Source organism: Microvirga aerophila, assembly GCF_003332305.1.
GTDB classification, from domain to species: domain Bacteria; phylum Pseudomonadota; class Alphaproteobacteria; order Rhizobiales; family Beijerinckiaceae; genus Microvirga; species Microvirga aerophila.
Genome location: NZ_QOIO01000158.1, coordinates 1 through 2,254, shown reverse-complemented (window position 1 = coordinate 2,254; position 2,254 = coordinate 1). Strand labels below are relative to the sequence as shown.

Below are 2,254 nucleotides of genomic sequence, written 5' to 3'. Positions count from 1 at the left end.
TTGCGGCCCCATATAGAAGCCATCGGTGGCCCCGAGTTCAGGCTGTTGCCGACTGAGAGATGCGCATGCTCCCGCCTTATTGGCCAAGGGAGCACCCCATGCCCCGCTACTTCTTCCATGTGACCGACGGCTACTCGACCCGCGACACCGAAGGCACCGTGCTGCCTGACATCTACACCGCTCAAGCCCAGGCCATCCGCACCAGCGGCGAGATCCTGCGTGACATGGGCGCCAAGTTCTGGAACGGCACCGAATGGAAGCTGGAGGTCACCGACGAGCAGGGCAAAATCCTGTTCATCCTCCGCTTCTCGGCCGAGGAGCGCCCTATCTTTATCGAACCGCCGCCCGAGCCTGGGACCCCTTAAACGCTCTGTTCCGGGAGACCGTTCTGATCGGAAAGATGCAGGTAATTGGGATTGAAGCCGCTGAGCGCCTTCAGCCGCGCAACGTCCAGGATGACAAGGTTCTTGCCTTTGAGGGTGATGAGCCCATCGCCCCGCAGGCGCTGGAGCACCCGGTTCACGTGCACCGCCGTCAGACCCACGGTGTCAGCCAGCTCAGCCTGGGTGATCGGCAGCTCATAGGTGTCGCCGTTGGTCAGACCGACCGTTTCCAGCCGCAGCAGCAGCTCGCACAGGAGGTGAGCCACGCGCTGCTCGGCCGTGCGAACGCCGACATTGATCAGCCACTCGCGCAGCGTCGCCTCGTCGACCAGCGCCGCCCACCAGAACGCCCGTGCGATGGCAGGCCGCTCCATCAGCGCCAGGATCCGGGGCCGCGGGATCTTCACCACCTGGCACTGCGACAGCGTGGCGATGGTGTGATCCATGGCCTTGAGGATGAAGACATGCAGGTCGCAGAAGTCGCCCGGCACGAGATAAGCCACGATCTGGCGGGTGCCGTTGGGCGTCATCTTGTAGCGGCAGGCGAAGCCTTCCAGGATCAGGTTGACGTCGTTTGGGGTCTCGCCCTCCCGGATCAGGTCCGTGCGCGGTTTGACAGAGCGGGCGTCGCGAATGATCTCGTCCAGGAGGCGCTTGTCGGCGTCGGGCAGCGGCCCGAAGGCCTCGAGCTTGCGGGTGAGCCGGTTCATCATCGGACGGCCTCCGGAACCGTGTCCAACTGAACCTAATGCAAATCCTTTGGAGGCCAAGAGGTGCAAGCCCCCGTTGGCGGTGTTCATTCGTGACCTTGCGGCTGTCGAACTCAAGGCCCTCTTCATCAGAGGTGAAGCTCGCCCCCTCGCGCACGTCGAAATTGAGCCGAGGCATCGATCTCCCCTCGGCAAACGAGGATGAATTTAGTTTTCCTGCGTGACCCCAAAGTTTTTAGGCAGAACTAACCTAGATCACTGGTCGAAGTTAAACTGTGTGCTACGTTCAAATCATTATCAGCAACCACTCGTAGGCGCTGATACCTGAGAGAGACGTGTGCTCCCGCCTGCTACAGGAGGAGTTTCACATGCATGCTTCTTTCCATTACCAAGACAATCCGCTCATCCGCAAGCTGGAGAGCATCTTCACGCTCACCGATGACGAGCGACAGGCGCTGCTGGACCTGCCGCTGCAGGTTGTCGCCATCAAGGCCGACCAGGACATCGTGCGCGAAGGCGACCGCCCCTCCCGCTCCTTCACGATCCTGAGCGGCTTTAGCTGCACGTACAAGATGACCGGCAACGGCAGGCGCCAGATCGTGAACTTCAGCATCGCCGGGGACATTCCCGACCTGCAGAGCCTGCACCTGAAGGTGCTGGACATCAGCATCGCCACCATCAGCCCGTGCCGCGTGGGCTTCATCACCCATGAGGCGCTGTGGGATCTCTGCACGCGCCATCCCCGGATCACCGCTGCCTTCTGGCGCGAGACCCTGGTGGAGGGAGCCATTTTCCGCGAGTGGGTGCTCAACGTCGGCCAGCGCGAAGCCTACCATCGCATGGCGCACATCCTGTGCGAGCTGGTGGTGCGCCTGCGGGCGGTGGGCCTTGTCCAGGATCATGCCTGCACCCTGCCGATCACCCAGAGCGAGTTTGCCGATGCCATCGGCACCTCGACGGTTCACGTCAACCGCGTTCTTCAGGAGCTGCGGGCGGACGGCCTCATCGAGCTGAAGGGCGATCGGCTGAACATTCCCGACTGGGAGAAGTTGAAGCAGGTAGGGGACTTCGACCCGACCTACCTGCACCTGGAGCAGGATCAGGCCGCTGCATGAGCTTCACCCTTCAGCCTGTGCGTGTCGCCAACGGCAGTGATGAGGA

At 62.2% G+C, this 2,254-nt stretch carries 3 protein-coding genes; 2 read left to right on the top strand and 1 reads right to left on the bottom strand.

Going from position 1 to position 2,254, the window contains the following annotated elements; genetic code table 11:
* The first annotated feature begins 98 nt into the window (after positions 1–98).
* The gene (locus DRB19_RS29435) at positions 99–365 is read left to right on the top strand and encodes a DUF6894 family protein (protein ID WP_114189484.1); all 267 of its coding nucleotides are present in this window, start codon (positions 99–101) and stop codon (positions 363–365) included.
* Here DRB19_RS29435 and DRB19_RS29430 read toward each other — a convergent pair.
* Complete coding sequence (locus tag DRB19_RS29430) at positions 362–1,096, bottom strand: Crp/Fnr family transcriptional regulator (RefSeq protein ID WP_114189483.1); 735 nt, start codon at positions 1,094–1,096, stop codon at positions 362–364. The two genes, DRB19_RS29435 and DRB19_RS29430, sit on opposite strands and share 4 nt — an antisense overlap.
* Before the next feature lie 365 nt (positions 1,097–1,461).
* Between DRB19_RS29430 and DRB19_RS29425 the strand changes: the two genes are divergently transcribed.
* Entirely contained in the window at positions 1,462–2,208 is a 747-nt protein-coding gene (locus DRB19_RS29425) for a Crp/Fnr family transcriptional regulator (RefSeq protein WP_114189482.1), read from the top strand.
* Positions 2,209–2,254 lie beyond the last annotated feature (46 nt).

Coding starts and splice junctions, on each gene's coding strand:
- DRB19_RS29430 (WP_114189483.1), bottom strand. CDS start 1,096: ATGATGAACCGGCTCACCCGCAAGCTCGAGGCCTTCGGGCCGCTGCCC.
- DRB19_RS29435 (WP_114189484.1), top strand. CDS start 99: ATGCCCCGCTACTTCTTCCATGTGACCGACGGCTACTCGACCCGCGAC.
- DRB19_RS29425 (WP_114189482.1), top strand. CDS start 1,462: ATGCATGCTTCTTTCCATTACCAAGACAATCCGCTCATCCGCAAGCTG.